Origin of the sequence: Roseiarcus sp. (genome assembly GCF_052145395.1) — a bacterium.
Lineage (GTDB): Bacteria > Pseudomonadota > Alphaproteobacteria > Rhizobiales > Beijerinckiaceae > Roseiarcus.
The window spans coordinates 1-5,066 of record NZ_JBKQOT010000854.1; the positions used below are offsets into that span (position 1 = coordinate 1).

A 5,066-nucleotide genomic window follows, 5' to 3' on the forward strand; every position below is an offset into this window, starting at 1 on the left:
GCTGACGCCGGTGGGTCCATGACAGATCGCGCATTGCTGGGCGAGCGTCGCGCCGCGCCCGATCGAATCGGCGTCGGCGCCGCGCAGCATGTCGGACGTCATCACGGCGGGCGAGACGGTGAAGTCAGGCTCGATCGGGCTCTCGCTGGTCGGTGTCCGAACGACGCCTGCCGCGCTGCAGATCGCATCCCATAAGCCCGACGCCCTTGCGTTCGGCTCTATCAGGGGGAAGACCACGAACCCTAGGATCGTTGCGCCCACGAAGATCGCAACGACGGCGGCGACGCTGCGGACGACCCAGGGGTCCCTCAGGGAGAGCGGCGGCTCGTCGCTCATCGCTGCGCCCCGACATAGACCGCAGGGACCGCCCCGCCAGGGCGGAAGGCGAGCTGCAAAATCGGATAACCGTAGTTGGTGATCGTCAGCCCGAGCATCAGGGCGACCCAAAGGCCAAGGCCGTTGAGCGCGGCCGGAACAGCGACCGGAGGATGAACCGCCGTCGCGAAACGATACGGCTCCGTCTCCATCCGCGGCGCTGCCTGGCCGCGGATGAGCACGGCGAAGAACAGAACGCCCGAGGCAAGGACGATAAATGCGCCGAACGCGGAGATCGCGACCGGAAAGGCGGTGGCCGAGAGCATCGGAGCACTGTAGTCGAAATAGGCCATCCGGCGCGGCATGCCGAGAATGCCGACCCAGTGCCAGGGGAAGGTGGTCACGATGATGCCGACGAACCAAAGCCAGAGCTGGGCGCGCATGAGCGCGACGTCCGCCAGCGCGCGGCCCGTCAGATGAGGCCAAAGGTCGTAGGCGATCGCAAAGTACATGATCACGATTGCGCCGGCGAAGATGAGATGGAAGTGTCCGGTGACCCACTGCGTGTTATGGACGGTCGCGTCGAGCTGGTAGCTCATGTTGATGAGGCCGCCCGCGCCGCCGAAGCCCAGCATCACGAAAGAGAACGCTGCAGCGAGCATAATCGGGTTCTTCCACGGCAGCGCGGCCAGCCACCCGAATAGACCCTGCCCTCCGCGAAGCCGGCCGGCGATCTCGACCGAAGCGCAAATGGTGAAGACCGCCATCAGGGTAGGAACGGCAACGAGCGCTGTGAATGTGGAGTGGATGAATTTGAAGCCCGCGCCAACCTGCGGGTCTCCGAACGTGTGATGAATGCCGATCGGCATTGCGACGACCAAGAACGCGATGAAGGCCAGCCGCATCATGGTGTCGCTGTAAATCCTTCCGCCGATCGCCCGAGGCAGGATCGTGTAATAGGCGATGTATGTCGGAATCAGCCAGAAATACACGATGGCGTGCAGCGTCCAAGAGAAGAACACGCGCGCCAGCCCGACATTGATTGTCGAAGTCATCCCGAGCGCCACGGGAATAAGCTGCAACACAAGTTCGAGCGCCGCGCCAACAGCCGTCCAGGCCCAGAGATAGGAGCCCGCGACATTGGCGAACATTGGCAGCGGCACCGGACGGCCCGGATTGGCTCTCTTCCAGGCGCCCAGATTGATCGACATCAGCGCGACCCAGATCCACGACCCCACCACCACAAGCACGACGCCTATGTAATAGAACGGGTTGCCGATCAGAGGCGGATAGAAAGTGTAGAGGACGGAAGCACGGCCGAGCGACACCGGCGTGATCGCCATCACGGCTCCGACGAGGACGAGGCCGAAGCCCGCCCACGCCCAGCGCGGTCCGATCAGCGGCTGTCCGAGAGAAGACTCGCTGATCGCATAGCCGAAGCCCATTGCGATCAGCGTCGGAAACACGTAACCCATGATGGCTCCGTGCGCGGTCACCGACCGATAGTACAACTCCGGGTCACTGATCCATGTATGCAGCGGGCTGCGGACGAACATCTGCCAGGCGCCGAGCACAAGCGCCATCCCGAAGCAGAAATGTGCGAGGATCAGGCGCCGGCTATTCAACACAGCTCAACCTCGGCTTGGTTTCCGCCATCTTCAGAAAGTCAGCCCTGTCGATCACCCTGACCGTCGCCCACATGCCTTCGTGGCCGACGCCGCAGAACTCCTGGCACGGCATGAGGTGATCGCCAGGCGTGTCGAAGCGCGCGGCTATGGTGGAGACATAGCCGGGCACAAGCATCGCGTTGACGTTGGTGCCCTCAATCAGAAAGCCGTGAATGACGTCAGGGCTCGCCGCGCGAAAGGTGATCAGCGTATCGGTCGGCACGATCATGCATTGGGGGGTGAAGGAATATTCCTGGCCGATGGCGCGTACGGTCACGGAGCCGTCCGGCTCAACCGCGCTTCCGAGATTGGTCTCCACGAATTCGCCGCCGAGATGAAGGCGGGTCGGACTGACCGTTTCAACCCGGGCTTGCGGCATCGTGGCTTGATGAATGCCCGCGAAAGCGGCGACGGCGACGAAGACCGCCATGATCAGCACGCAGATTGTCGCCCAGCGACGCTCCACGAGAGCCGCCAGCCGCTCGCCACGCGAATCGTGCAGGGCGGACGTCTCCTGGCTCACGGCGTCATCGCTCGCGGCGTGAAGATGAAGAGATAGAACGCGAACCAGATCGCCACAACGAGGAACGTGGCGATCCCCGCCAGCGCGATCGCGCCGCGCGGGCCGCTCTCAACGATCGCCTCGATGTAGGCGTCGCGGGTTTCATCAGCGTTCGAGGGGGTTATAGGGGAATTGATCATCGACGCCTCAATCGAGCGGAGCGGAGCGCAAGCTATTCGCGTCGGCGGCGCTGACAGGAGTCCCACGATTGCCCCATGCCGTGCGAATATAGGTGACGACGGCCGCCACTTCGTCGTCTGATAGAGACTGGGCGAACGGCGGCATGCCGTAGGGCATGGGGTCGCCAGACGTGCCAGGCGGATAGCCGCCGTTCAACACCATGCGGATTGGGTTGACCGCCGATCCCATCTGGATCGACTGATTGTTGGCGAGCGGCGGAAAGTGCGGCGGTTTTCCGAGCCCTTGAGGCCCATGACAGACCGCGCACTGATTGTCATAGATCGTCTTTCCTAGCGCGACCAGAAGGCTGCTTTCGAAACCTGGGAGGTTCGAAGTCGCGGCCGCCGGTGGCCTCGGCTGGGCGAGACTCTTGAGATAGACGGCCATGGCTTGGACGTCGGCGTCCGTGAGGTATTGCAGGCTGTTGTAGACGACGTCGGCCATCGGCCCGTAGACCGCGCCGCGCGCGGAGACCCCGGTCTTGAGGAGGTCAGCGATGTCTTTCAGGCTCCAGTCGCCGAGTCCTGCTTCCTTGTCCGAGGTCAGCGAAGGGGCGTACCAGTTCTGCATCGGGATCAGGCCGCCCTGGAACGCTTGCGATTCCGAGCTGCCGCCGAGCGCGTTGATGGCCGTGTGACACATGCTGCAATGGCCGAGCCCCTCGACGAGATAGGCGCCTCGGTTCCATTCGGCCGACTGGTTCAGGTCGGGACTGTACTCGCCTTCCTTGAAAAAGAGCGTGCGCCAGCCCAGGATCAGCGAGCGGTTGTTGAAGGGGAATTTCAGATCATGCGGGCGGTTCGCCTGTCGCACGGGCGGGACGGTTTGCAGATAGGCGAAGATCGCGTCGCTGTCTTGGCGCGTGACCTTTGTGTAGGAACCAAAGGGCATCGCGGGATAGAGCAGGCCGCCGTCCGGAAAGCGTCCCGTATGCATCGTCGCGTAAAACTGGTCAGCGGTCCATCCGCCGATCCCGGTCTCGCGATCCGGCGTGATGTTGGATGTGTAGAGCGTTCCGAACGGTGTCGGCATGGCCAGGCCGCCGGCGAAGAGTTTCCCCTCAGGCGCGGTGTGGCAGGCGATGCAGTCGCCGACTCGCGCGAGATATTGACCCTTCTCGATCAGAGACATATCGGGCGCCGCCGGCTTCGCGTCCTCGCTCCGCGCCGCGAAGCTCGCAAGGAGCAACGCGCCGGCGAGCGTTGCCATCGAAAGGGCGCTCTTCCATTGAGGCCGAAACGCCATGCAGCGAGTCATTGCGGCTCACTCCCGCAGGCAAACGGCAAAATGAAAGTACCCTGGGGCGCCGGCGCCAGATCGGGCGGCGCTGGCCGCGCAGCGAGGAACGCGGCGACCGCCTTGACGTCATCCTCCGTCAGATGACCGGCGACAATCTGCATGCAGTCGGGCCCCGCCGCGGTGCGCGTCCCATAGCGCCATGCGCCGAGCTGAGCGCTGATATAAGTCGCGCGCAAGCCGAGAAGGCCTGGAATTGCGGGCTCCATCCCCGTCAGATGAGGGCCGTGGCAGCTCGAACAGGCGGGTACCCCAGCCGCGGCGTCGCCGTGCGTAACGAGGGACTCGCCCCGCTCGAGCACGTCTTTGCTGACCGCAGGATCCGCCGGCGCTGGCAGCGGAGGCCGCTGCGCGGCAAAATATTCCGCGATCTGTTTCAGGTAGTCTTCGGGAAAATAGGCCAGCAGGTAGTTCATTGGCGGGTAGTGCCGGCGCCCGGTGTGGAAAGCATGAAGCTGGTTCGCAAGATAGCCGGCAGGCTTGCCGGCCAGGCGCGGGAAGTAGGCGTTGTCCGTCCCCTCCCCTTTCGCGCCGTGACATGGGACGCAGGCCATGACGCGCGCTTCCATCGTGTCCGGCGCCTCCTCAGCAGGCTGCGCAAATCCGACGCGCAATCCGAGCCCGCCAACGCTAAGGAGAGCGACATAGAACCAGCGCCGTTCCATCAGCCCGCCTCCGACACTAAGGGTCGTTACCTTTTCGGAGCGATCCGCAAAGCGCTTTTCCGCAGGAGCAGATTCAGCGCCTTGGGGAACGGGTCTCGCTTCAGAAATAATTGTGCCAAACTCTGTGCCGGTCAACTCGCCGCAAAGCCGCTCGGACATTTGCTGAACTCAACGCTCGCGACGCCCCTGGCTGAGGTCAACCTGTTCGATCTGCCTAGGGCCCGATGCGCGCAGCTCGAACGCCCTCGGTTTTATCTCGCAGCTCAATCTCAGGTTTCCCCGTCGGGAACGGTAGGGATTGTCTCCCCCCGCTGGGCCGTCTCCTTAAACCCATTGAACTGACGAGATACCAGGGTTCCCGCCCCAAAAAGAGGCTGGTAA

The 5,066-nt window shown here is 63.5% G+C and carries 6 protein-coding genes; all 6 read right to left on the reverse strand.

Going from position 1 to position 5,066, the window contains the following annotated elements; translation table 11 throughout:
• A partial coding sequence (locus ACLP25_RS29735) for a c-type cytochrome (RefSeq protein WP_442472695.1) occupies positions 1-336 on the reverse strand: 336 nt, incomplete at its 3' end.
• Positions 333-1,943, reverse strand: a complete 1,611-nt coding sequence (locus ACLP25_RS29740) for a b(o/a)3-type cytochrome-c oxidase subunit 1 (protein WP_442472696.1) — start codon at positions 1,941-1,943, stop codon at positions 333-335. The genes ACLP25_RS29735 and ACLP25_RS29740, both read right to left, overlap by 4 nt.
• Positions 1,933-2,505 (reverse strand): cytochrome C oxidase subunit II, encoded by a 573-nt coding sequence (locus tag ACLP25_RS29745; RefSeq protein ID WP_442472697.1) that lies wholly within the window; start codon positions 2,503-2,505, stop codon positions 1,933-1,935. The genes ACLP25_RS29740 and ACLP25_RS29745 overlap by 11 nt, the downstream gene beginning before the upstream one ends.
• A complete protein-coding gene (locus ACLP25_RS29750) occupies positions 2,502-2,684 on the reverse strand; it encodes a hypothetical protein (RefSeq protein WP_442472698.1) in 183 nt (60 codons plus the stop codon). The genes ACLP25_RS29745 and ACLP25_RS29750 overlap by 4 nt, the downstream gene beginning before the upstream one ends.
• Positions 2,685-2,691: 7 nt before the next feature.
• The gene (locus ACLP25_RS29755) at positions 2,692-3,933 is read right to left on the reverse strand and encodes a c-type cytochrome (RefSeq protein WP_442472699.1); all 1,242 of its coding nucleotides are present in this window, start codon (positions 3,931-3,933) and stop codon (positions 2,692-2,694) included.
• 44 nt (positions 3,934-3,977) lie between these two features.
• Positions 3,978-4,685 (reverse strand): c-type cytochrome, encoded by a 708-nt coding sequence (locus ACLP25_RS29760; RefSeq protein ID WP_442472700.1) that lies wholly within the window; start codon positions 4,683-4,685, stop codon positions 3,978-3,980.
• Positions 4,686-5,066 lie beyond the last annotated feature (381 nt).